Origin of the sequence: Mesorhizobium loti (assembly GCF_003148495.1) — a bacterium.
Taxonomy (GTDB): Bacteria; Pseudomonadota; Alphaproteobacteria; order Rhizobiales; family Rhizobiaceae; genus Mesorhizobium; species Mesorhizobium loti.
The window spans coordinates 165,344-187,717 of the sequence record NZ_QGGH01000004.1; the positions used below are offsets into that span (position 1 = coordinate 165,344).

Below are 22,374 nucleotides of genomic sequence, written 5' to 3' on the forward strand. Positions count from 1 at the left end.
ACAAGGTGACCGGATTTGCCATTGAGCGCCGGGCGCGATAGGTTATATTGCACTGCACAATGGAGACGCCGTTTATTGCACGCCCATGTTTGCGAAGATTCCGGCCGGCTCATGGCTTGCCGGCCCTGGGTCGTGTCGGCGGGACTCTGAGATGAAGATTCCAAAGTCCCTGCTGATCGATCCCGAGAAGAACTCGGTCTATGGCGCCTTTGCCGTAGCCGTCTCGATCTGGGCGTTTTCCTATTCGGTCATTTTCGGCCAGGTGCTGATCCTGGCCTACTATGCGGTCTGGCTTCCGCTCATCCTGGTCGATTACCGGCGGTTCCTGCGGCAGCTGTCCAGCGCCTGGCTGCCGCTGCTGTTTGCGGCCTATGTCTGCTTCTCGGTTTTCTGGTCGCAGGCGCCCGGCGTCACCGCGAGGACGTCGGTCCAGTACTTTTCCCATATCGCCTGCGCTTACGTCGCTGCGCGCACCGTCAGCGTGCGCACATTGACCATAGGGGCGCTAATCGGGATATTCGTCGTCCTCATCTATTCGCTGAAGGTCGGGAATTATTCCGAGGATGTTCTCGACGGCACCGTCAACTTCGTCGGCGCCTTCGCCTCCAAGAACCAGATCGGCTTTGTCGGCTCGCTCGGCATCTATTTCTGCGTCGTCTTCCTTGCCTTTTACAGGCGCGGCCGGTTGAGCCTCATCCTGGCGGTGCCCGTCGTGCTGCTATCGGCCTATGTGCTGGTCGTCTCGCATTCCGCCACCTCGATGGCCTCGATACCGGCGGTTCTGGCGCTGGTGGCGCTTCTTGCCATGAGCAAACTTCTGTCACGGCGCTATCGCCGGGTGATCTTCCTGATCGGCGCCGGCCTGCTGGTCGTAACTGCCTTCGTCGCCTTGAATCTCGGGCTGATGGACTTCGTCCTCGGCCTCTTCGGCAAGGATTCGACGCTCACCGGGCGGACCTATCTGTGGGAGCAGGGCTGGAACGCGGTGCAGAAATCGCCGGTTCTCGGCGTCGGCTATGCCGCCTATTGGGTGCAGGGCTTCGCCGAAGCCGAGCGGCTGTGGAACGAATTCTACATCACCACCCGCACCGGCTTCCACTTCCACAACACCTATATCGAGGCCCTCGTCGAGCTCGGCTTCGTCGGGGCGACGCTGGTATCGCTGATCATGCTGCGCACGCTCTACGGCCACGTTTCGGCGGTGATCTTCAGGACATGGCAGGCGGATTCGGTGATCCTCTTCGGCGTGATGGTGCTGCTGCTGATCCGCTCCTTTGTCGAGGTCGAGATCCTCAACCCCTACATCATGGGCTCTTTCCTGATGTATTTCAGCTTCTTCAAGCTGGTGCGGCTGCCTGTTACCCGCACGCGGCGGTCGCAGGCCCTGGAGCCGGCGGAGGCAGCCAGGGGCGAGGCTGACTGGCCCCGGCATGCCGGCCGTCCGGCGGCGGCCGGTCCGTCATAAGCGATCAACTCGCGGGCTGAAGTCAGCACTCGCAAAAAACCGTAGTGACGCCGCGCTTGTCGCGATCTGGGCCGAACTCCGATATGCTTACCGCAAAGCAGAGGAGGTTTTCATGCCATATGCTGTTGAGACATGCCCGGACGACGTTGATCGGTTAAAAACGCTTCTCCACAGCCTGGGCGAAGAGGGCAGTCGGATCGTCAACGTAATCTGGCAGCCCACGCGCGATATTCTGATGGAGAACGGTCCATTCACGCAGCCGTCTGGCTACATCATCATTTTGGAGTACCCAAGTTAGATGCCAGCCAGAAGCGCTCCGTGGACGTGATCGCCAATGCAGTCCGCGTTATACGCATTGCCACAAGCAACGAAGCCGAGGGGCGGCCAACGCTGTTTTCTGATTTTCAAATTTCAAACTGAGACACTACCCAAACCCGTCCTTGCCGGACGGATTGAAACACTGGGGTAGTGCCGGGTTCGCGAGGCTACTGGCTGGCCAGCGGTGCCAGCTTGACCTTGATCACATCGCCAGGCAGCACCAGTGTGTCTTCCTTGGCGGCGATTTCGCTGGTCTTGCCGTCGACATTGCGCACCAGTGAATAGAGCAGGGTGGGCTGCTGATCATTTGTCATAGCGGCCGTCGTCGCGGGATCGGTGGCCTGGGCGATCAGGCCTTTCTGCATATTCGCCTTGAGCGCGGCCTCGTTCAGGTCGGCTTCGGTCTGCTGCCGGTCGGTGGCGAGACTTGAACTCAAGGTGTTCTGGGCATCGATGGCGTCCTGCTTTGCCTTGCTGATCGCCTGCTTGGCGGTGAGGATGGCCGTTTCGTAGTCCAGGATCTTGCCTTGCAGGTCGGCGACGGACTGCCGCGAATCCAGCAGTCGGGCGTTGGCGATCAGGCCTTTCTGTGCCAGCGGACCGATGCTGGTGAGTTGCTGCTGCGCCAGGTCGACCTGCTGCTGCTGATTGACGATCTTCTTCTGCAGCGATTCGATCTCGGATTCCAAAACCCCTTTCAGATCGTCGAGCGCCTCGAGTTTCAGCTTCAGCGCCTTTTGGTCGGCCGTCAGGATCGTCATCTCGTCCGCGACGATGGCTGGCAGTCGCGGATCGCCTTCGACCTCCTTCGGCACGTCGAAACTCGCCTTGCCGGCCATATCCGCGTCGATGCGGGCGCGCCTGACGATAAGCCGAATGCGCTGGTCGTCGGAGACATCGAAATTGCCCTTGGCGGTGACCAGGTCTTTGCCGAGTTGAGGGCCGTAGTCGGCGTTTCTCCTGATGCCGCCGGCGACGCTGATGGCCTTCAACACTGTCAGGTCGGGCACATAAGGAAACTGGCCAGGGTTCTGGACTTCGCCCGAAATGTAGAATGGCCGGAACTGCGCCATCTCGACCGAGGCTTCCGGTCTGTCCGACAGAGCGAGCTTTTTCTGCAAAGCCTCGCCGATCGCCGTTGCGATTTCGGACGTGGTCTTGCCGGACGCCGGCATCTCGCCGACGAACGGCACCGATAGTGTGCCGGATGGACCGACCGTGTACTCGCCATTCACCGCCGACCAGTCACGAAATGTGCCTTCCACGGTCTGCCATTCGGCGACGCGGATGGTCAGCTTGTCCTGCGACCCGAGGCGGTAGTCGCCGGCAGCGGCGATGTGGGGGATGACGAGCGACACGGCAAGGCATGTGGCCAGCAAACGCGCCCGCCGCAGGCGGCCGGAAACCGGGCCGCTGCGAAAGGCTTCGAACATATCTGTTTTCAACTGAACGTTCCGATCCGCTTTAGCCCCATCGCCCGATGAGCTTGCGTCGAATGGCCGGCACCAATGTCTGGCATCGGCGAAAGGCTGGTCAGTAAGAGCCGCGCGACATCCACACAGCCGGGACGGTCTTGATGATGATGCGAACGTCCTCGAACAGCGACCAGTTCTCGACATAGTGGCGGTCGAAGGCGACGCGGCTGTCATAGGACACGTCGTTGCGGCCGCTGACCTGCCACAGGCCGGTCAGGCCCGGGCGGGATTTCAGGTAGTAGACCGCGGATGTGCCATAGATTTCCAGTTCGTCGCGCACGACCGGACGAGGGCCGACAAGGCTCATGTCGCCCTGCAGGATGTTGATGATCTGCGGCAGTTCGTCGAGGCTGAGTTTCCTCAGCACCGCCCCTACGCGGGTGACGCGCGGGTCGCTCTTCAGCTTGCGGGTCGCGATCCATTCTGCATTGGCGTCCGGGTTGGTGGCGAGATAGGCTGCCAGCACCTTGTCGCCGTCCGGAACCATGGTGCGAAACTTCAGGCAAGGAAAAATCCGCCCGCCGCGCCCGATTCGCCTGTGGCCGTAGAAGATCGAGCCACCGTCGGAAAACTTGACGAGCAGCGCTATCATGACAAACAGCGGGCTGAGGGCGATCAAGCCAATCAGTGAACCGGTGATATCGAAGCTGCGTTTGAGCAGGCCGCCGATCGGCGGCGGAAAATCGATGTCAGCCTGCGAAAAGCTCGCCGTGGCCGACTTGGCAACGTCCCTCATGCCGTAAACTCCATGCGTTGAACGAATGGTTCACCACACGATACCAAAAAAATGTTGCAGCGCAACACACAATTTCCCACCCCGTTGAAATAGTCACGTCATGAATTGACTAAATAATAAGCTAGACATGCACAAATTTCGGGATGTTTAGCACATTTGTGACAATAAACGGGCAGCATTGAAAAGATAAGGACCTTTTTGGGGCGGTTTTTAGGCAGGCCTACCTATCCGCCGGAACGCGGTACACGTTAGTGCTTTAGCATGCCATGATACTTGGGAAAAACCATATAAAATACTACTTAATATTGCCCATTCTACTGAAAACCGCGGATGGCCGGAGATCGGCTTGAATCCGGTCGCGTGCATTGCACCATGGCAGAGTCGATCGCAAAAGCTCAATCAAAAATATCCGCAGTTGCCCTTGCCGCCTACTGTTCGCCTTAATAGAATTGCAAATTATACCTGTCAGAGTAGCGACAGGTATCAAAGGCCGGAAGCAACCGGTCGAGAGTGGGCGACCTTAACAAGCCCACATGACAAGGGACGGCGCTCGGGTGGGGCAATCGTTAGATATACCCGAGCCGGTTTATGGGCTGTTGGGTATGGCGCTTCCAAAATTCATCCTCGGGATGATTTTCGCTTTGGCGATCGTCGTCGGCTGGTCGTGGCTGGGCGGCGCGTCGATAGGTACAATACTGCTGCGCGTCATCATCTGCGCCGTGGTCATTCAGGCGGGCTATTTCGTGCTCATCTATGCCATGATCGCCAGGAGCGCGCCGACGCCGGCCGACATGGCTCGTGACGTTGAACGAAAACTGAATGCCCCCGAGGTCGCCGAAGGCGAGAAGCTGGGCAGCGCCAGGCGCAGCCTGCACTAACCAGCGCCCGACCTGCCTCAGGCGACGTTGGCGGGTTCGGTCTCCGACTGTTCACTCGACAGCATCCTCGACAACCGGCTGCCGGCTTTCTCCTTCAGCCGCTGATATTGGCCGACCTCGACGATACGGCCGTTTTCAATCGCCACCACCCAGTCGGCGAAGGCGATCATCGACGGCCGGTGCGCTATGGTCAGGATCGTCATCGTGCCGCGCAATCCATCGATCGACCTGGCGATCAGCGACTGGTTTTGCCAGTCGAGCGCGCTGGTGGCCTCGTCCAGGATGAGCAGCGACGGCTTGCGCAGCAGTGCGCGAGCAAGCGCTATGCGCTGGCGTTCGCCGCCCGAGAGCCGCACGCCGCGGTCGCCGACCACCGTCTCGAGCCCGAGGTCGAGCCGTTCGACGAATTCGCCGGCGTGCGCCTGATGCAGCGCGGTCCACAAATCGTCATCGCTGGCCCGCGGCGCGGCAAGGCGCAGGTTTGCGGCGATCGTGTCATGCATCAGGAACACGTCCTGCGGCACATAGGCCACCTGGCCGCGCCAGCGGCGGCGATTGATAGCATCGATCTCGACGCCGTCGAGGAGCATTTTGCCGGTGGTCGGTTCGAGCAGGCCAAGCAGTATGTCGGCAATCGTGCTCTTGCCCGATCCGGAAGGACCTATCAGCGCGGTGACCTTGCCAGCCGGCAGGCCGAAGGTGATGCCGGTGACCACCGACTTGGCAGGGTCGTCGCCATAGAAGAACGAAACGTCCCTTAGGTTGAGCCCGGTGGCGAGCGACAACTTGCCGCCTTCCCCGGCGGCGCCATCGCCTGGCTCGCGTTCGGCATCGAAACGCGCCTGCAGGCTGCGCATCGCCGTATAGGCGGGCATATTGATCAGCACTTGCTGAGCCTGTGTCTGCATGTCCATGAAGCGCGGCGCGATGCGCATGAAGACCAGGAGCAGGACGACGATCTCGGCCAGCGACAGGTTGAAGCGGACCAGCGCCACATAGATGAACAGGCTCAGGCCGACGACGCTCGCCACCTGGAACACTGCGGTGCCGATGGTGCTGTTGCGCACATAGTCGACATTGTCGGCCTTCATCTTTTCCAGCGTCGACTGCAATTGCGCGAAATAGCTGGCTTCGACGTTCAGGCTCTTGGCCACCTTGATGCCGCCAAGAAATTCCGAGACCGTCCGATATTGGTCCTGGCGATTGGCGGTCAGCACCCGGCCAAAGGCAGTGGCCCGCATCCGGAAGGGCTGCAGCGCCACGAACATCAGGATGCCGATGACGACGGCAAACAGTGTCATGACCGGCGAGATGAACATGGAAATCAAGAGATAGCCGGCCAGAAGCACGGCGATCTGCACCAGCATCAACAGCGAGAACGCGGCACCCTGGACGCGGTCGATGTCGCCGGTCAGGGCATGATCGAGGTCGGAACTCCGCATGCGCGTAAAAACGCCCCAGCGCGCCTTGCCGATGCTCTCGAACAGGTTCATGCGGACGCGGTTGATGAAATCGAACAGCAGTTTGGCCATGTAGACCGACTTGAAGCGGTTGAATGCTGCCTGCACCGCAACAAGCCCGACGAGTGCACAGAGCACCGTCGTCAGTTGCAGCGTGCCATCCGGCACCAGCCAGCGCACGAGATCATTATTCGGCAGCTTGACTGCAAAATCCTGGTCGGAGCGTCCGACCAGGTGCAGCAGCGGGATGAGCAGCAGGATGGAGATGCCCTCGGTCAGGCTGCCCAGGATGAGGAAAATCAGTGCCGTCCAGGCTCGCCGACCGCCGATCTGGGCAATGGCGGCGCCGAATGCGGCAATTTCTCGAAACAGCGACAGGCGAAGGATTGAGGACTTCGACATGATTGCGCTCACGACCGCCGACTGCCAGCCGCCAGATCCCTTTCGATCAGGCCCACGGCTTCGCCGATCCTGTCCAGACCCGTTGGGACTTCCAGCCGGCACACGCCGACATGGTTAGCAATCCATGAACATTGCCGAAGATGTGTCGCCGCGAAATCGTCGGGCAGGGCTGCGCGGCCGAAACGCGTCACATAGGAGAATTTGATGATGGCCGGCAGGGCGGCGATGGCAGGCAGGGGCGTGATATCGGCCCTTTCGCCGCGCTCGAGAATATAAATCCTGGTCGCCGGCACCGTTTCGCCGGAAAAGCCACCGTTCAGGCGATGCTGCATCTTGTCGATCGCCGGATGCACTTGCGGCCGCACGTCCGCTTGCCTGAGCGAGATCGCCGCCGCGGCGTCAGCCGCCAGCTTGATCTGCGGAAAACCCGGAACAATCATCGGCTCACTCGGATCGGCGAGGTTCAGCGCCACCACGTCATCGGTAAGCAGTTGATGTCCGGCCCGGATCATAGCGCTTGCCGTCGTCGACTTGCCGGCCCCCTTGTCGCCCATGAAGATGGCGCTCGTGCCGGCGACGGCAATGGCGCTGGCATGCAGAACGAGCAGGCCGCGCCTGTGCAAGAGCAGCGCCATGACTGGGCCGAGCAGTGGAAACGCGATCAGCGTATCGTCGACGCCGGGCGCCGGCTCGATGTCGATACGGCGGCCATCGCTGATCAGGAACGCGCCGACGGCATGCCAGGCCAGATATTGCCGGTCCGGCTCGAAACGGAAGTCGGTCGCGGCCTCGGGCGAGGGCGTTGGCAGGTCGATCGCGCCGACGGCGATGACGACATCGGCCGCCCCCGGCGCCCCCGGCTCCAGTTCGGGCAACGTCACCTCGGACGCGATGGTCAGGCCATAGGCCCGGTAGAAGCGGCGTTCCCGCACGACCCGGCCATGCGGACGGGGATTATCACTGTATGCGGCGAGCGGCTCGTTGCGCGGTGTCATGCGGGGCTCCCGCTGTGCTGGAGTTGCCGCAGCCAGAGCGACAGCGAGGCCGAGCGCCAGACATACTGTACATCCAGGGGTGCTGCCTGATCGGGTTGGCGCAGCAGTCGCGCATAGGCAGCACTCACCTGAGGCAGATTGACGTAGGGCGCGATGCGGCTCGCATCCGAGACCAGCAGCTGTTCCAGGAGGTCGCGGTGGTTGCGCAGCATGCCGTTGACGAGATTGGCGGTGAAATCAATCTTGTCGCGCCGCCACTGCACCGCCGTCGGCAGGACGCCTTGCATGGCGCGGCGCAGCACATAGCGGCCAAAGCCGTGGCTCAGCTTCTCCTCACCCGGCAGTGCCAGGCAGAACTCGACCAGCGGCTTGTCCCAGAAGGGGTAGCGCGGCTCGACGCCGAAATTGGCTGCGGCCTTGTCGAGAACCTCGAAAGCATGCGGGACATAGCCGTTTGACAGGATCCAGCGATGGCTCAAGGCGTCGCTGGCCTGGATGCCGGGCGGCATGTAGCCGGCCCGATGAAACCGGTCGACCAGCTCGGTGCGCCTGGCCAGATCCGGATTGATCAGGTCGCGCCAGCCGCGCGGCGCCCCAGTCGGCTTGCGAAACTTGTTCAGCACACGGTTCGCCAGATGTCTCAGTCTGGCGACGCGCCAGGCCGGCCCGTAGAGGGTCAGGAACTGGAAATACAGGCCAAGCGTGCTGTCGCCATAGGTGTTGGAGGCGCTGCGCACCTCGCGCCACAGATCCATCCATCTGCCGGCATTGGCAAGCTCGTGCAGGTGGCCGTGGCCTTGGGAAACGACCTCGTCGCCGCCATGGCCGTCCAGCAGCACCTTGATGCCCTTGGCGCCGGCAGTCCGATAGATGCCGCGGGTGAGCGTCAGGCCCGGTGCCAGGAACGTTCCTTGCTGTTCTTCCAGCACGCGTTCGAATTCGGCGAATGGCGCATAGTTGCCCACTGGTATCAGCGTCGGGCCAAACTGCTGCAGGTCGAGGACGGCATCGATGAACGGCCGCTCGTCCATCGGCGAGCCCTTCTCGAAAATCAGCGAGAAGGTGGGCAGCTTCGGTTTGCGTGCGGCGGCATTCTGCAGGCCGGCGACACAGGCGATCGACGAGGAATCGAGGCCGCCGCTCAGCATTGCGCCGACCGCCTGACTTCCCCGCATGCGGTTGCGCACCGATTGCGAGAACAGATGGGCGAATTCCTCCGATGCATCCGACCGCCATGGCCGCGCCGACGGCTCGATCTGCCAGTAGCGGCGCAGCACCACCTGTTGCGCGGTGACAGTGAGGCTGTGGCGGGCCGGCAGGCTGAATACATCGCTGTAGGGAGTGGACTGTGGGTCGTCGGGAAGCCCGGCCAGGAACCCGGAAATCTGGTGCTCGCTGATGCGTGTGCCGACTCCCTCGACGCCCAGGACCGGCCCGATCTCCGAGGCAAAGGAAAAACGCTGGTCCGCCGCGTGGTAGTAGAACGGCTTGACGCCGAAATGGTCGCGCGCGCAAAACAGCGATTGCCGTTCGCCATCCCAGATGGCGAAGGCGAAATCGCCTTGCAGGTGCATCGGGCAGGTTTCGCCCCAGCGCAGATAGGCCCGCATCAGCAGGATCGCGTCGGCGACTGACTGGTCTCGGATGCCGAGCCTGGCCAGCAGCTCGTCACGGTTGTCCAGCCGGCAATCGGCGGTGATGGCGAGCCTGCCGCCAGCCATCGTCTGCGGACCGGGGCCGGCTTCATCCGTGGTGTTGAGCCAGGCGTGGCCAAGCGCGATGTTGGCACCCAGCCACCACGAACTGCCGTCAGGGCCGCGATGGCGCATGCGAGCCAGCATCTGCTGGATGTCGGCCGCCGCGACCGCCGGTGGGTGTCCCAGGGAATGTCGTTGTCGCAGCAGAATTCCGGCGACGCCGCTCATCGGCTGCCGTGATCGATGAGATGAGCGAAACCGTCGATCGATCCGCCAAGCACGATATGGTTGTCGCTGATCAGCCAGGCATGTGCTTTCAGTTGCTCGCCCGTGCCGCGTTCAATGCCGATGCGTATCTTCGATTCATTGCCCTGGCGGGCGAGAATGTATTGACCCGAAAGCGCCTGGGTCAGGCACGTGGCGCAAGGGACGAAACGGGCCGCGGCGGCAACGCCCCAGGCGACACGCCGCAACTCGCCCATCGAGGCGCACTGACGCGCGTCGAGCCGCATCGCCCGGCTGCGAACACGGTTATAGGAGAGCAGCGTCAACCCCAGCCGAACCGCCGCGACCACCAGCAGGCAGCGGCCAAGGAAGATCATTTCCGAGCCGCTCAGGGAGAAAACCCTGAACAGACTGCGCCGGCTTCCCCGACGCTTCGTCTGCCTGGGGCTTGTTTCCGTCGCGGGTTCCTGCCGCAAAACCATGGCCTTGTGCGGGACCGGCTTAGACAAGTGCCTCATGATGCAGCCTCGCAAGCCCGTTGTCGGCCAGGCCCTTCAGCAATGCGTCGATGTCGGCCTGGCAGCGCTCCGGGTCGACAGTGTAGCGCGCAAGCACGGCGCCGCGGATGTCGGCGATCGACCTGGGCTCCTGGATCAGCTCCCAGATGAAGGCACCGACGCCGTTCAGGCTGTAATAGATGTTGGATTTGAGGTTGAGCAGCGCCAGGCCATTGCCGAATTCGCAAGCCACGGCATCTTTGGTCGCACTCACCAAATCGTGGTCAGCCAAATCATGGTTGGATAGTTTCCAGTTCATCCCAAAACCTCGCTTACGATACGCACGGGCAGTTCCAGGCAATGAAAGTGGAGTCGGAGGTTTGGCCCCCGACTCTCTTAATTTTTTGGATCCAGAGTCGTCACCCCGGAAAACTGCGATTGGCTCAGGAGAACGTCAGGTCGCCGATCGGCGTGTGCGCGGGGAACGATGCGTCGATCGCCGTGCTGCCGCCGCCGCCCTGGGTGATGGTTTCAATCGAACCATGCACCGTCAGGCTTGGCGTTTCGTATTCATGCTTTTCAACATTCTGTTCCATTTTACTCTCCGATAAGGACTGGAAACGGCCTGTCGAGTGCCGTCAGCACGTACATGCTGCAGCGCAATAGCTGCATGGCAGCATTTATGAGTCAAGCCTGATTTACCAAGCGTTAATCAATTACGGGTTGCGGGCGTCACCATATGTGTGAGCCATGCCCAAACCCTGACTTCTTTCGAGCCGATTCCTTGTGCACAAGGGCCATGTCAACGTCTATTCTTTAAGCGATTGATTTTGCTTGCATAAAGTGTCCACTTAGGTGCCTCTTTTTTAGGCATCTCTAATGCGGTAAATCTTGTTTGGAAAATCCTTGCTGAAGATCGGCTGAAACGCCCTGGTAAGGGGGTGTTTCAACTGTGGTTTTCGCCACCCCCTCAGCCGATGTCGCTAAACGCGATGGTTGCAAAATTTCGCACTGCAAAAGGAAAAGCTTTACGGCATCAAGGTTTTTGGTGATGCTTGCTTCGCACCTGCAGCATAAGCGTCGCGCAAACCGCTTTCTTTGGGAGACTGTGCGCTAAATGGCCTTGCCGGATGGTTCATACGAACGATTGCGCGCCGCCGACTGTGCCGACGAGGTGGCTTATGTGCGGGCCTGCCTGCGGTTGTATTTCGCCGGGCCGCGTGCCGCCGCCGGCGACGTGTCGATGCCTGGCCTTGCGGGTGCCAACGTTGCCGACATTGCCAGGCTGAACAAGGTCGCGACCTTTGTCCTCAAGGCCCTGTCGCGCGCACCCGCGCATGAAAGGCCGCCCGAGCTTTTCCAGTGGCTCGACACCTACCGCAGGAGAACGGTTTCAATGAACGCGTCCTGCATCATGGATTCGATGGCGATCCATGATGTGCTGCGCGCCAACGAGATCGATTTCGTCTTTCTGAAGGGCCCGTTCCAGCAGCAACTGCTCTATGACGACCACTTCATGAAGCCCTCGGGCGATGTCGACATCCTGGTTTCGCCGGTCGGGTTTTTCAGGGCGCGTGGTGCGCTTCGCACGATCGGCTATGAGGTCGCAGGCAAGTCGCGCTCCGTCTGGTGGGTCCGCTTCCTCGGCGAACAGCACATGACCCGCGGCGATGGCCCGAAACCATCCACGGTCGATCTTCACTACCGCCTCCAGCAACCCGGCTCCCCGAGCCCACGTGATGCGGACGGGTTTCTGCGGCGCAAGCGACAGGTCGAAATCGCCGGTGCGACCGTACCGTTCACCTCGGTTGCCGATACTTTGCTTTTGTCCTGCATCAGCGTCGCCAAGGCGCTTTTCAACCGGGAACCCTGTGCGGGTTACGTCTGCGATATCAGAGCCAGCGCCAGCCGCCTCGACGAGGCGGATCAGCAACGTGTGCTCGATGCCGCAGCCGCGCAGGGCCTGGATGACACGCTGCTGCTTGGCCTGCGCGCCGCCGATGTGCTACTTGGCGCCGCCGGCACGCTGCTGTCGGAGTGCGCAACCCGGATCCTGTCGCGCATCGGCAATGAGGATCTGCTCAGCATGGTCATCGCGCCGTGGCTGCCGTCGCTGCGGTGGCCGCAGCGGCGAACGGTGCTGTGGGAACTGTGCGGCCGCGCGCCGGTTCGCTATCTGGCCGAAGCCGGCTGGGCGGCGTCCGCCGACATCAGCCGCCGCATCTTTGAGCGGCCAGGCAGTCGCTGAATGAAGACAGATTGGACGCTGATGGCAATTCTATAGGGCATCGAACGAGTACGGGGCGAGGGCAAATCGATATCACCTGTACGAGAGGCAAATCCATGTCGATGACGAAATCCGAGGTCTGCGTGATCATCGCGGCAAAAAACGCGGCAGCGACAATCGCTGTCGCCATCGCGTCCGCGTTGCGCGAGCCGGAAGTGGCGGAGGTCGTCGTCGTCGATGACGCCTCCACCGACGACACCGCTGATGTCGCGCGAACCGCCGACGATGGCAGCGGGCGGCTCACCGTGATGCGCCTCGACGTCAATCGCGGCCCTTCCTTTGCCCGCAATGCAGCGATCGCCGACTCGAAATCGCCGTTCATCAGCATTCTCGATGCCGACGATTTTTTCCTCGAAGGCCGGTTTAGCAGCCTGTTTGCTGGCGCCGATTGGGATTTCGCGGCGGACAACATCATGCTGATCAGGGACGATGCGACCGGCGATGCCACGAAAATCGTCGCGCCTAAATTTGCCGCCGATCCGGAATTCCTCGATTTCGAGCGCTTCGTCGAAGGCAACATCTCCAGGCGGCGCGTGCAGAGGGGTGAGCTGGGCTTTTTGAAGCCGGTGATCAGCCGTGCCTTTCTCGACCGCCATGGGTTGCGCTACGACGAGAGCCTGCGGCTGGGCGAGGACTACGAGCTCTACGCCCGCGCGGTCGCCCGCGGGGCGCGGTTCAAGGTCATTCGCTCCTGTGGCTACGGCGCCATCGTCCGCGCCGATTCGCTGAGCGGCCGCCACAAGACGCAGGACCTGAAGCGTCTGGCCGATGCGGATCTGGCGCTGCTGGCGATCGACAGTCTGCCGGAAGGCTCGAAAGCGGTGCTGCGGCGGCACGAGCGGCACGTGCGTGACAAGTATCGGCTGCGCAATTTCCTCGACGTCAAAGCCGAGCGGGGGCTGGCATCGGCCGCGGCTTACGCTTTCGCCAGCCAATCCAACCTCGTCCCCATCGTCCAGGGCGTGGCTTCCGACAAGCTCGAGGCGCTGTTTCGCCGTGTCGGCCTTGTGTCAAGGCAAAAGCATGTGCCGCCGCTGCGTTTTCTGATGGCCGGAACCAGCACGGGCAAGGAACGTTGAGAGCGGTGCCAGGCGCCTGCGGTTTGTCCGCAAAGGCACATTCATCACGCAAACCATCATCACGCAAACCATTTCGGCCGGATTTATGAGTTTACGAATTGGGTGGTTGCCTCGCGGCTCCGACGATGGCAGTCTATGTTGCGGTGCAGCATATTGGACGACCAGCCGAACTGGCCCCCGATCGGATTGGTCTGATGTCTCTCCTTGAGAGGAGCAGGACAATACAACACGAGTTTTTTGAGCCCCGGCTGCGGGGATCGGCCAGAAGCCCGGCCCACAAGCCGGCGATGACAGGAATCTGAGTTCATGGCCTCGATATTCGGTTTCAGATCAAGGGATCCGGCCCGCGACCGGCAGGCCGATGTTTCACGTCTCGATCGTCTGGCAAAGCTGTTCGAGCAGATCGCGTCCGAGATCGAGGCCGAGAGGGTCGGGCTTGAGAATCGCTACCGGACGACGTCGACCAACGCCGCCTTCCTGGTCGAAGCGATGGAAAACGGCTCCGCCTCCGACCGTCGGTCATCCGAAGTCAGCGCACTGACGACGTCGATCCTGAATTGCGAACGCCGCATCGCGGCTCTGTCGCGCCAGGACGGCATGATGAAAGAGCTCCGTCATTCGCTGGATATGGTCTTCGACGAGAAGGCCTCCTCGGCCGCCACGGCCGAATTCGCCCGGCCGGCAGGCACCGGCAGAGGTTGAAAGTGGAGGCCATCGACTGTTGCAACGGATTTAATGCGAGGCAGGAAAAGCAATTCGAGAGGGTCACAGGGGAGGTCAAGGTTGGCCCCGTTCAGGAGCGGTTCGAATGTCGACTTTGGGTTGGGGACGCACGGCGCAAAGGTGAGTTTGGTATGAATTCGAATCCGAGAACTACGTCCACAACTGCAATTGACGCATCGCCGTTCGCGCACCGGACCGGGCAAGCCGGCCGGCGACGGCTGATTTCGCTCGGTGCGTTGCTGCTGGCCGCTCTTGGCAGTTTCCTGGCAACCCCTTCCTATGCCCAGGACATTCCGACATCGCCGTCCTTTGTCGACGATTTCAAAAGCTTCGATCGTGCGCGCTGGTATGTTTCCGACGGCTGGAACAATGGCAGCCATCAGAATTGCACCTGGTCGAAGGGACTGGTCAGCCTGTCGGACGGGGTGCTGTCGCTCGGCTTCGAGAAGCAGAAGCTGAAAGACCGTGAGTTTGCCTGCGGCGAGATCCAGACCAAGCAGCGCTTCGGCTACGGCACCTATGAGGCGCGGCTGAAGACCGATACCGGCTCCGGCCTCAACGCGGCGTTCTTCACCTATATCGGCCCCACCGACAAGCAGCCCTGGGACGAGATCGACTTCGAGATCCTCACCAAGGACACCTCCAAGGTGCAGGTCAATGCCTACATTGCGGGCAAGGGCAAGAACGAGAAGCTGGTCGACGTGCCGGGTGGCACCGAGAACGCCTTCAACGACTACGCCTTCGTCTGGAAGAAGGACAGCTTGAGCTGGTACGTCAACGGTCAGCTCGTCAACACCATCACCGATCCGGCGAAATTGCCGACCCATGCGCAGAAGATCTTCTTCAGCTTTTGGGGCAGCGATACGATGAAGGGTTGGATGGGAGCCTTCGCCGATCCAGGCCGCAAGCTTTCGCTGCAGGTCAAGCGCGTTGCCTTCACGGCGCTCGGCGAGCCCTGCCAGTTTCCGGAATCACTAGCATGCAGCGTAAAGTAGTTGGGAAAGTCGATTTGAACTGGCCGGGCCGAAAACGGTCCGCTGCCTTGCATGGGAATGAAACCGAATGAATTTGACGGTGTTTGGAATTGGCTATGTCGGCCTCGTGCAGGCGGCGGTGCTTGCCGAAGTCGGGCACCAGGTAGTGTGCGTCGACATCGACGCCGCCAAGGTCGAGCGGCTCAACCAGGGCCTGGTTCCCATTTTCGAACCCGGACTGGAGAACCTCGTCAAGGAGAACCATGCCGCCGGCCGCATCAAGTTCACCACCGACGCTGCCGCCGCCGTCAGGCATGGCGAGATCCAGATGATCGCGGTCGGTACGCCGCCCGGCGAGGACGGCTCGGCCGACCTCAAATATGTGCTGGCCGTCGCCGAGACCATCGGTCGCGAGATGGACAAACCCAAGATTGTCGTCGGCAAGTCGACGGTGCCGGTCGGCACCTGCGAAAAGGTGAAGGCCAGGATCGCTGAAACGCTGAAGAAAAGAGGCCGAGAGGACCTGGCCTTCGACGTCGCTTCCAATCCGGAATTCCTCAAGGAAGGCTCCGCGGTCGCCGACTGCATGAAACCGGACCGCATCATCGTCGGCACCGACAGCGAGGACACCGAGGCGGTGATGCGCGAACTCTACGCGCCGTTCAACCGCAACCACGAGAAGATGATCGTGATGGACGTGCGCAGTGCCGAATTCACCAAATACGCCGCCAATTGCATGCTGGCGACCAAGATCAGCTTCATGAACGAGATGGCCAACCTGGCCGAGCAGCTTGGTGCCGACATCGAGGAGGTCCGCAAGGGCATCGGCAGCGATCCGCGCATCGGCTACCATTTCATCTATCCGGGTCTTGGTTATGGCGGCTCGTGCTTCCCGAAGGACGTGCGGGCGCTGATCAAGACCGCCGAAGGCGTCAAGTTCGACGCCAAGCTGCTGCGCGCTGTCGAGGAGCGCAACAACGCACAGAAATCGGTTCTCTTCGACAAGGTGGACCGCTATTTCAAGGGCAATCTCAAAGGCAAGACCTTTGCGCTTTGGGGCCTCGCCTTCAAGCCCAACACCGACGACATGCGTGAGGCTCCGGCGCGTGTGCTGATGGAAGCGCTGTGGAAGGCTGGTGCCAATGTGCAGGCCTATGATCCCGAGGCAATGCAGGAATGCCAGGCCATCTACGGGCTGCGCGACGACCTGCTTCTGTGCGGCACCAAGGAGGCGGCCCTGCGCGGCGCCGATGCGCTGCTGATCGCCACTGAATGGAAGAGTTTTCGCGCGCCCTCCTTCGACGCGATGAAAGACGCGCTCACCACGCCGATCATCTTCGATGGCCGCAACCTCTATGACCCCAAGGTCATCGCCCGCCACGGCATCGAATATCACTCGATCGGCAGAATGGCGGCATGAGACCGGGCAGGGACAGACGGATGCAGGACCGGTCCGTAGACCGCCGACGGGCGCCAGGACTGAGCGCGTATTTCTGTGTGGAGTTGTAGCTGATGGTGCTGGACGTAAAGCCAGAACAAATCACCAAGGATCATTTCGATCTCATCGCGATCGGTTCCGGCTTCGGTTCGGCCTTCTTCCTGCATGAGTTCGCCAAGCGGCGAAAGGCACGCATTCTGGTGCTGGAGTGGGGCCGCCACAACACCCATGAATGGCAGCTCGAGCAGAACGCCAACACGGATATCGACGACGAGACGACCTACAAGACCAACTCCGACAAGCCGTGGAATTACACGATCGGACTGGGCGGCGGGACCAACTGCTGGTTCGCGCAGACGCCAAGGTTCCATCCCAACGACTTCAGGCTGAAGAGCACCTACGGCATCGGCAATGACTGGCCGATCAGCTATGACGATGTCGAGCCGTTCTACTGCGACGCCGAGGAGATCATGTCGATCTCCGGCGATCCCGACATGGCGGCGATGCTGCCGCGCTCGAAGCCGTTTCCGCAACCGCCGCATCGCATGTCGACACCGGACCGGATGATGAAGGCGGCGCAGCCCGGCCAGCACTTCGTCATGCCAACCGCGCGGGCGCGGCTGCCGACATCGCAGCGCACCTCGTGCTGTGCCAATCTGCGCTGCTGGCTGTGTCCGGTCGACGCCAAATTCACCGTCAACAACGGGTTGATGCATGTCTTCGAGCACCCCGACATCTCGGTCTGTCTCGGTGCGGAAGTGCGTCGGCTCGATCACGTCGGAGGTGCGGTCCGTTCGGTCACGTTCACGCATGACGGCAAGGAATACCAGGTCAGCGGCGATCTCTTCATTCTCGGCGCCAATGCCATCCAGAGCGCGGCGATCATGCTACGCTCCGGCCTGGGCGGCGAATTCGTCGGCCGCGGCCTGCATGAATCCTACGGCTGGAATTTCGAGGTCTATCTCGACGGCGTCGACAATTTCGACGGCAGCACCATCACCACCGGCCTGAATTTCGGCCTCTATGACGGTCCGCACCGATCGGAGCACGCGGCGGCACTTGTCTATTTCGAGAACCGCTGGCAGCACGGAATGCGTGCCGAAAAGGGGCGGCTGCGCCAGGCGCTGCCGCTTGTCGTGGTCACCGAAAACCTGCTCGATCCTGAGAATTTCGTCACGCTTGACGCGGATGAGAATGCCTTCGTCAGCTTCAAGGCGCCATCGGACTACGCGGTGAAGGGCATGGCGCGCGCGCTGGAGAAATTGCCTGACCTTTTGGCGCCGCTGCCGGTCGAAAAGCTCTTCGATCGTGGCATCCGGCCGACCGAATCGCATGTCCAGGGCACGCTGAGGATGGGCACCGGCCCGGCCGATTCGGTGATCGACAGCGGCATGATCCACCACCAGCTCAGAAATCTGGTCGTCGTCGGCACCAGCACCTATCCGAGCTGCTCCTGCGCCAACCCGAGCCTGACCGCGGCAGCGCTGTCCTTGCGGGCGGCGGGTCGGATCGCGTGAAAGGAGGTATCGGATGATCGAGATTTCCAGACGCTCCGCCCTGGCCATCGTGGCTGGCGGAGTGGTTTCGACAGGAGTCGCCTACGCCGCCGTTTCCTCATTCTCGGACGAGGATCTGGTGCGCGTCACGCTCGAAAAATACCTTGGCAAGTTGAACATCCGCATCGAACATCTGCAGCAGTTCGTGCTGGAGTTCCGCAACCGGAATCCGTGGAACTTTCCAAGCGAAAAACTGAGCGACGCCGTCACTCTTGTGGAGGAGCTCAAATTGGGCGCCGCGCGCCGTCTGCTGCCTCGGCAGAAGCGGGAGGATTTGGCGCATTTCGACCGCTGGGTCATCGCCGAATTCCATATGCTGACGGACTACGCCTGGCGCAGTTCGCCCAACGACCCGATCCGGTTTACCGGCTGGCAATCCTGTACCAATCCCTTCGCCAATCTGGAGCCGCCGAAACTTGCCTGACGTCGAAAGCGAGGCGGCGGACTTTTGCCTGTTGCCTTTGAGCGAAGAACACGAGATGCGACAAGGAGCCCGATCCCATGAAAGTTCTTTTTGCAGGCGGCAACGGCTACCCACCCGAGTTCAGTGGCGGCGTGCAGTCGAGCACGCACCATCTGGCCGAACAGCTGGTCGAACATGGGCATGAAGCCGCGGTGCTCGCCGCCCTGTTCGGCGATGGTGTCTTCGGCTTCAAGGCGCGCGCCAAGATGAAGCTGTTGCGGCAGCCGGCGGTCATCGACAGCTATCCCGGCTATCCGGTGGTGCGGGCCTGGTTTCCCTGGGAAGCGGCGGCCTTTGCCGTCGACAGGCTGAAGCCGGATGTGGCCGTGGTCCAGTGCCACAAATCGGTGCCGATCGGAAAGGCGCTGCAGGCCGAGGGCGTGCCTCTGGTCGTCTATCTCCGCAATGTCGAGTTCCACGAACTGGGCGGCGATCTGCGCGAATTGCATTCAGCGCTTTACATCGCCAATTCGGACTTCACCGCGCGCACCTACAGACAAGAGTTCGGCATCGAGGCGGCGGTGATCCCGCCGACCATCAACCCGGCGCATTACTCGACGCCGACGACGGGCCAGTTCGTCACGCTGATCAATCCTTACGAGGAAAAGGGGTTTGAGCTCGCGGTGCGCATCGCCGGCGCCTGCCGCGAAATCCCGTTCCTGTTCGTCGAAAGCTGGAAGCTCGAGGAGGATCATCGGGAGCGGATCGAACAGACGATAGCGCCTTTGGGCAATGTCGTGCTGGAGAGCCGCACCAGCGACATGAAGACGGTCTATGGCCGCACGAAGATCCTGCTTGCTCCCAGCAAGTGGGAAGAGGCGTGGGGCCGCGTCGCGTCGGAGGCCCATTGCAGCGGAATCCCGGTTGTCGGCTCGCGGCGCGGCGGTCTGCCCGAGGCGATCGGCTCGGGGGGCGTGGTACTCGACTATGATGCTCCGCTTGCCGACTGGGTCGCAGCCGTCAGGCGTCTGTGGAACGACAACCAGGAATATGACCGGCTCTCAGGCCTCGCGCGCAGCTTCGCCGGGCGCCCGGAACTCGATCCCGATCGCCAGTTCATTACCTTCTTCTCGATACTCGACAGAGCCGTGCAGCAGCGCGCGCGGCAGGCCGCATAGGCGTTTTGGATCAGGCCGGTCGCTTGACCCGGTTTTTCAGCGTTTCATAACCGCGGGCGCCAAGCAGGGCGCGGGCAATGGTCTTGGCGGCACTCTTGCGGCCCTCCTGCGACTTGATCTGCCGCAGCCGTGCCGGCAGGTTGCGGGCCGCCTGGCCAAGTGCCGGCAGCGACAGCGCGTCGGGAAAGCTGACCATGTGCGTTTCGACGCACAGCACCGGCTTGCCGGACAGTTCGGTGATCCTCAGCGCCTGTTCGTGCTCGCTCTCGATGAACAGGATGGCATCGGATTTGCGATAGAAATCGGCCTTGAAACTGCCATGCGCGCCAAGCCGTTGCCGTTCCGCCTTGCTTGGCAGATCGAGCATGATCAGCTGGTCGTATTTGATCTCGTGCTTGGCGAGCCATGCCTCGGTCAGCGCGCGGTATTTCTCCAGCCGGCTGGTGACCAGCCAGCCGATCTTGTGGGTCGCAACATGGAGCGGCCGCGCTTCGCTGAGGAATTTCTCGTAGGCGGGGCCGTCGTCGTTTTCCGCCTCTGTCGGGTCGAGGCACAGCACGCCATCGATGTCGACGCAGCATTGCGCCAGGAATTTGTGGTGCATGAAGTTCCACTGGAACATGCGCGGATGCGGCACGACCTCGAAGACGAGGTCGGTTTCCTGGTGCTGCGGCTCAAGGCCGAACACGGCGGCAAAGGTGAAATCCGCCTCGATGCCGGCCGCCTGGATGCGGGCGCGCGCGTCGCGCATGGCGTTGCCGCCGGCGACGCTGTCATCGATCACCAGCACCTTGCGCATCTCGGAGACCTTGCGATCGAGAGCGGCACGGCGCTTGGTGACGCCTGACGTGTAGATCCGCCCAGCCAGGAAGCTGTCGAGATCGGTCATCGGGATGTTCGCCGCAAGGCTGACCAGCGTTGCCGCCAGCACGCCGCTTCTCGGCACGCCAACGACCAGGTCGATGTCGCGCGGCAGCCGGTGCAGGCCCCTGACAATGGCGTCGTTCATATCGGAGATCGATCGGTAGTGCATGGTTCAGACCTGGTCCTGGAAGGGATGTCCGTAGCTGTCGAAGGCGACCAAATTATTGCGCTTCGCGCGGCGCTGCCGCGGGCAGCCTTGCCGGCAGCATCTTAAGAGCCTCGCGCAAGGCTTCGCGGCCGGAGGCGAATGCCAGGGCGATGACGATGGTGATGAGGTAAGCGAGCACGGCGCCGCTGGCCAGGGCAACGACATGCTGCTGCGGCAGCAGTGGCTTGATGAACCAGATCGCGGCCAGCGCCAGATGGGCGCCAAGCACGAACGGCGCTGCCGCGCGAAACACGTGATGCGCCTGCAGCGGTCCGCTCTTGCCGACATAGAGCCACAGGAACGGTGTCCGCAGATACTCGCTGATCGCATAGGCAATCGCCACGCCCAGCGCCCCATATGGCAGGCCGAGCATGAAGGCCAGCACCGATGTCACGGCCGTTATGATACCCCAGCGCATGAAGTCGCCGGAGCGGCCCTGGCTGACGAAAAGCCACCCGGCCGGATTGTTGAGCGGCTGCAGCAGCCCGGCAAAGCCGAGCGCCAGGAAAATCGAGGCGCTTGCGCGCCATTGCTCACCGAGCACGAAGGGGATCAGCACATCCGACATCGCGGTGGCGAAGGCGACGCCGGGAAGCGCCACCAGCAGGATCAGCGGCATGACGCGCAGATAGGCGCTGCGGTAGCGATCCGGCTCGTCCTTCAGCCTTGAGAGCGCCGGAACCATGACTTTCGACAAGGGATTGGTGATCTGGCTCAGCGGAAACAGAAGCAGCTTGTAGGCGCGATCATAGAGGCCGAGCTGCGCCTCGCCCCAGTATTTGCCGATCAGCACATTGTCGAGGTTGCGGGCAAAGAAATTGGCGAAGTTGAAGCCGGTGATGCCGGCGCCGAAATTTATCAGCTCGCTGATGCCGGCGACCTTGCGCGGCAGGCCCGGACGCCAGCGCGAGCTCGCCCAGTAGCAGAGCGTCGGCAGCACAGCACCGGTCAGCGTGCCGGCAAACAACGCCCAATAGGAGCGGTCGATGAAGGTCCAGGCGATCGACACGGCAAGCCCGGCGATGGCGCTGGCGACGTCGATGACGGCCAGGCGGCCGAACTGCATGCGGCGCGTCAAGAGCGCCAGATGCTGGGCGCCCAGCCCGTAGGCCATGATCTGCAGCCCGAATGCGGCGACAAGACCCGTCACACGCGGCTCGCCATAGAAGGCGGCGACCAGCGGTGCTGCGCCCGCAAGGACGCAAGCCAGGATCGCACTGACGGCGACATTGATCCAGAAGAGGTAGTTCACCTCTTCATGCCGGATGCCGCTTTTCTGGATTGTCGCCTGGGTCAGGCCGAAATCCTGGAACAGCGCGATGAAGGCCAGTACCGGCGCACACATCGCCACGACACCGAAATCCTGTGGCGACAACAGCCGCGACAGCACGATGACGGACAGGATCTGTGTCGCGACCCGCACCGATTGCGCCATGGCCGTGACGACCGCGCCGCGCCCGACCGATTTGCGCAAGGAGCCTTCTGGCGGATCGAATGCATTGGCTTCCAAATTCAG

At 61.8% G+C, this 22,374-nt stretch carries 20 protein-coding genes; 10 read left to right on the forward strand and 10 right to left on the reverse strand.

Annotated features, from left to right (window positions below; translation table 11 throughout):
- Nucleotides 1-151: 151 nt before the first annotated feature.
- Nucleotides 152-1,465 (forward strand): O-antigen ligase family protein, encoded by a 1,314-nt coding sequence (locus C8D77_RS17680; RefSeq protein WP_109665924.1) that lies wholly within the window; start codon nt 152-154, stop codon nt 1,463-1,465.
- Nucleotides 1,466-1,950: 485 nt separating this feature from the next.
- On the opposite strand, the gene C8D77_RS17690 is transcribed toward C8D77_RS17680, so the two are convergent.
- Together C8D77_RS17690 and C8D77_RS17695 are read right to left on the reverse strand one after the other, a co-directional pair.
- On the reverse strand, nt 1,951-3,216 hold the full coding sequence (locus C8D77_RS17690) for a polysaccharide biosynthesis/export family protein (RefSeq protein ID WP_170136761.1): 1,266 nt from the start codon (nt 3,214-3,216) through the stop codon (nt 1,951-1,953).
- A gap of 100 nt (nt 3,217-3,316) precedes the next feature.
- A complete protein-coding gene (locus tag C8D77_RS17695; RefSeq protein WP_109665930.1) occupies nt 3,317-3,994 on the reverse strand; it encodes a sugar transferase in 678 nt (225 codons plus the stop codon).
- Between the two features lie 533 nt (nt 3,995-4,527).
- On the opposite strand from C8D77_RS17695, the gene C8D77_RS17700 reads away from it, so the two are divergent.
- The gene (locus C8D77_RS17700) at nt 4,528-4,872 is read left to right on the forward strand and encodes an exopolysaccharide production repressor exox (protein WP_245951805.1); all 345 of its coding nucleotides are present in this window, start codon (nt 4,528-4,530) and stop codon (nt 4,870-4,872) included.
- A 17-nt stretch (nt 4,873-4,889) separates the two neighbouring features.
- Here the strand turns inward: C8D77_RS17700 and C8D77_RS17705 are convergent, their stop codons facing one another.
- The 6 genes from C8D77_RS17705 to C8D77_RS17730 form a co-directional block, all read right to left on the reverse strand.
- The gene (locus C8D77_RS17705; protein ID WP_109665935.1) at nt 4,890-6,734 is read right to left on the reverse strand and encodes an ABC transporter ATP-binding protein; all 1,845 of its coding nucleotides are present in this window, start codon (nt 6,732-6,734) and stop codon (nt 4,890-4,892) included.
- A gap of 8 nt (nt 6,735-6,742) precedes the next feature.
- Nucleotides 6,743-7,729: a phosphoenolpyruvate carboxykinase (ATP) gene (locus C8D77_RS17710; protein ID WP_109665937.1), complete on the reverse strand. Its 987-nt coding sequence runs from the start codon at nt 7,727-7,729 to the stop codon at nt 6,743-6,745.
- Nucleotides 7,726-9,654 carry a lasso peptide isopeptide bond-forming cyclase gene (locus C8D77_RS17715; protein ID WP_109665939.1) on the reverse strand — a complete coding sequence of 643 codons (1,929 nt, stop codon included), beginning with the start codon at nt 9,652-9,654 and terminating at the stop codon, nt 7,726-7,728. Before C8D77_RS17715 ends, C8D77_RS17710 begins: the two co-directional genes overlap by 4 nt.
- Nucleotides 9,651-10,028 carry a lasso peptide biosynthesis B2 protein gene (locus C8D77_RS17720; RefSeq protein WP_245951806.1) on the reverse strand — a complete coding sequence of 126 codons (378 nt, stop codon included), beginning with the start codon at nt 10,026-10,028 and terminating at the stop codon, nt 9,651-9,653. The genes C8D77_RS17715 and C8D77_RS17720 overlap by 4 nt, the downstream gene beginning before the upstream one ends.
- 124 nt (nt 10,029-10,152) lie before the next feature.
- Nucleotides 10,153-10,467, reverse strand: a complete 315-nt coding sequence (locus tag C8D77_RS17725) for a PqqD family protein (protein ID WP_109665943.1) — start codon at nt 10,465-10,467, stop codon at nt 10,153-10,155.
- A 124-nt stretch (nt 10,468-10,591) separates the two neighbouring features.
- Nucleotides 10,592-10,744: a lasso peptide gene (locus C8D77_RS17730; RefSeq protein ID WP_010913078.1), complete on the reverse strand. Its 153-nt coding sequence runs from the start codon at nt 10,742-10,744 to the stop codon at nt 10,592-10,594.
- 521 nt (nt 10,745-11,265) lie between these two features.
- Here C8D77_RS17730 and C8D77_RS17735 point away from each other — a divergent pair.
- The 8 genes from C8D77_RS17735 (at nt 11,266) to C8D77_RS17770 (ending at nt 19,786) form a co-directional block, all read left to right on the forward strand.
- Complete coding sequence (locus C8D77_RS17735; protein WP_109665945.1) at nt 11,266-12,396, forward strand: nucleotidyltransferase family protein; 1,131 nt, start codon at nt 11,266-11,268, stop codon at nt 12,394-12,396.
- A gap of 95 nt (nt 12,397-12,491) precedes the next feature.
- The gene (locus tag C8D77_RS17740) at nt 12,492-13,514 is read left to right on the forward strand and encodes a glycosyltransferase (protein ID WP_109665947.1); all 1,023 of its coding nucleotides are present in this window, start codon (nt 12,492-12,494) and stop codon (nt 13,512-13,514) included.
- 306 nt (nt 13,515-13,820) lie between these two features.
- Nucleotides 13,821-14,216: a hypothetical protein gene (locus C8D77_RS17745; protein ID WP_109665949.1), complete on the forward strand. Its 396-nt coding sequence runs from the start codon at nt 13,821-13,823 to the stop codon at nt 14,214-14,216.
- Between the two features lie 152 nt (nt 14,217-14,368).
- A complete protein-coding gene (gene exoK, locus C8D77_RS17750; protein ID WP_109665951.1) occupies nt 14,369-15,232 on the forward strand; it encodes an endo-1,3-1,4-beta-glycanase ExoK in 864 nt (287 codons plus the stop codon).
- A gap of 67 nt (nt 15,233-15,299) precedes the next feature.
- A complete protein-coding gene (locus C8D77_RS17755; protein WP_109665954.1) occupies nt 15,300-16,631 on the forward strand; it encodes a UDP-glucose dehydrogenase family protein in 1,332 nt (443 codons plus the stop codon).
- 92 nt (nt 16,632-16,723) lie between these two features.
- On the forward strand, nt 16,724-18,166 hold the full coding sequence (locus C8D77_RS17760) for a GMC oxidoreductase (protein ID WP_109665956.1): 1,443 nt from the start codon (nt 16,724-16,726) through the stop codon (nt 18,164-18,166).
- 13 nt (nt 18,167-18,179) lie between these two features.
- A complete protein-coding gene (locus C8D77_RS17765; protein WP_109665958.1) occupies nt 18,180-18,629 on the forward strand; it encodes a hypothetical protein in 450 nt (149 codons plus the stop codon).
- 77 nt (nt 18,630-18,706) lie between these two features.
- Nucleotides 18,707-19,786, forward strand: coding sequence for a glycosyltransferase (locus C8D77_RS17770; protein WP_109665960.1), 1,080 nt, complete (start codon nt 18,707-18,709; stop codon nt 19,784-19,786).
- Nucleotides 19,787-19,796: 10 nt separating this feature from the next.
- On the opposite strand, the gene C8D77_RS17775 is transcribed toward C8D77_RS17770, so the two are convergent.
- Together C8D77_RS17775 and C8D77_RS17780 are read right to left on the reverse strand one after the other, a co-directional pair.
- Nucleotides 19,797-20,819: a phosphoribosyltransferase family protein gene (locus C8D77_RS17775; protein WP_109665962.1), complete on the reverse strand. Its 1,023-nt coding sequence runs from the start codon at nt 20,817-20,819 to the stop codon at nt 19,797-19,799.
- A 52-nt stretch (nt 20,820-20,871) separates the two neighbouring features.
- A complete protein-coding gene (locus C8D77_RS17780; protein WP_109665965.1) occupies nt 20,872-22,368 on the reverse strand; it encodes a lipopolysaccharide biosynthesis protein in 1,497 nt (498 codons plus the stop codon).
- Nucleotides 22,369-22,374: the final 6 nt, after the last annotated feature.

Excerpts from the sequence above, each read along its gene's own strand:
- C8D77_RS17680 (WP_109665924.1), top strand. The coding sequence starts at position 152 with ATGAAGATTCCAAAGTCCCTGCTGATCGATCCCGAGAAGAACTCGGTC.
- C8D77_RS17690 (WP_170136761.1), bottom strand. The coding sequence starts at position 3,216 with ATGTTCGAAGCCTTTCGCAGCGGCCCGGTTTCCGGCCGCCTGCGGCGG.
- C8D77_RS17695 (WP_109665930.1), bottom strand. The coding sequence starts at position 3,994 with ATGAGGGACGTTGCCAAGTCGGCCACGGCGAGCTTTTCGCAGGCTGAC.
- C8D77_RS17700 (WP_245951805.1), top strand. The coding sequence starts at position 4,528 with ATGACAAGGGACGGCGCTCGGGTGGGGCAATCGTTAGATATACCCGAG.
- C8D77_RS17705 (WP_109665935.1), bottom strand. The coding sequence starts at position 6,734 with ATGTCGAAGTCCTCAATCCTTCGCCTGTCGCTGTTTCGAGAAATTGCC.
- C8D77_RS17710 (WP_109665937.1), bottom strand. The coding sequence starts at position 7,729 with ATGACACCGCGCAACGAGCCGCTCGCCGCATACAGTGATAATCCCCGT.
- C8D77_RS17715 (WP_109665939.1), bottom strand. The coding sequence starts at position 9,654 with ATGAGCGGCGTCGCCGGAATTCTGCTGCGACAACGACATTCCCTGGGA.
- C8D77_RS17720 (WP_245951806.1), bottom strand. The coding sequence starts at position 10,028 with ATGATCTTCCTTGGCCGCTGCCTGCTGGTGGTCGCGGCGGTTCGGCTG.
- C8D77_RS17725 (WP_109665943.1), bottom strand. The coding sequence starts at position 10,467 with ATGAACTGGAAACTATCCAACCATGATTTGGCTGACCACGATTTGGTG.
- C8D77_RS17730 (WP_010913078.1), bottom strand. The coding sequence starts at position 10,744 with ATGGAACAGAATGTTGAAAAGCATGAATACGAAACGCCAAGCCTGACG.
- C8D77_RS17735 (WP_109665945.1), top strand. The coding sequence starts at position 11,266 with ATGGCCTTGCCGGATGGTTCATACGAACGATTGCGCGCCGCCGACTGT.
- C8D77_RS17740 (WP_109665947.1), top strand. The coding sequence starts at position 12,492 with ATGTCGATGACGAAATCCGAGGTCTGCGTGATCATCGCGGCAAAAAAC.
- C8D77_RS17745 (WP_109665949.1), top strand. The coding sequence starts at position 13,821 with ATGGCCTCGATATTCGGTTTCAGATCAAGGGATCCGGCCCGCGACCGG.
- exoK (WP_109665951.1), top strand. The coding sequence starts at position 14,369 with ATGAATTCGAATCCGAGAACTACGTCCACAACTGCAATTGACGCATCG.
- C8D77_RS17755 (WP_109665954.1), top strand. The coding sequence starts at position 15,300 with ATGAATTTGACGGTGTTTGGAATTGGCTATGTCGGCCTCGTGCAGGCG.
- C8D77_RS17760 (WP_109665956.1), top strand. The coding sequence starts at position 16,724 with ATGGTGCTGGACGTAAAGCCAGAACAAATCACCAAGGATCATTTCGAT.
- C8D77_RS17765 (WP_109665958.1), top strand. The coding sequence starts at position 18,180 with ATGATCGAGATTTCCAGACGCTCCGCCCTGGCCATCGTGGCTGGCGGA.
- C8D77_RS17770 (WP_109665960.1), top strand. The coding sequence starts at position 18,707 with ATGAAAGTTCTTTTTGCAGGCGGCAACGGCTACCCACCCGAGTTCAGT.
- C8D77_RS17775 (WP_109665962.1), bottom strand. The coding sequence starts at position 20,819 with ATGCACTACCGATCGATCTCCGATATGAACGACGCCATTGTCAGGGGC.